Annotated in this window: 1 pseudogene; it reads left to right on the top strand. The window is 62.4% G+C overall.

Going from position 1 to position 526, the window contains the following annotated elements:
- Nucleotides 1-526, top strand: a pseudogene (locus ACOCD2_RS25890) (IS66 family transposase); the annotation flags it as partial.

Raw genomic sequence — 526 nt, forward strand, 5'->3', positions numbered from 1 at the left:
ATCAACCTGCTGCGGGAACAGCAACTGAACGCGGACTACCTGCAAGCCGATGAGACCCGACTCCAGGTCCTCAAGGAAACCGGCAAATCGGCCCAGTCGGACAAATGGATGTGGGTGATCTGGGGCGGACCACCGGACCGACCGGCGGTGCTGTTCGAATACGATCCCTCACGCAGTGAGGCCGTGCCCCTGCGCCTGCTCGATGGCTTCAGGGGAACACTCCAGACCGACGGTTATGCCGGCTACAACCGGGTGTGCCGGGAAAACGGGTTGCTGGGATCACGCACGGCGCAAGTTCGGCGAAGCCAGCCAGGCCGCCACCGCGAAAAAGAAAGGCACGAAGGTCAGCAAGGCTGATGTGGCCATCGGCAAGATCCGCAAACTCTACGCCATCGAGAAACGGATTGAAGCCCTGCCGCCGGAAGAAAAGGCCCGGCAGCGCCAGCAGCTGGCGCAGCCGGTACTCAATGACCTCAAGGCCTGGTTGGAGAAAAACCGCACCCGGGTGCCCAAGGACAGCCTGACG

Source organism: Thiolapillus sp., assembly GCF_048562965.1.
GTDB classification, from domain to species: domain Bacteria; phylum Pseudomonadota; class Gammaproteobacteria; order Chromatiales; family Chromatiaceae; genus Thiolapillus; species Thiolapillus brandeum_A.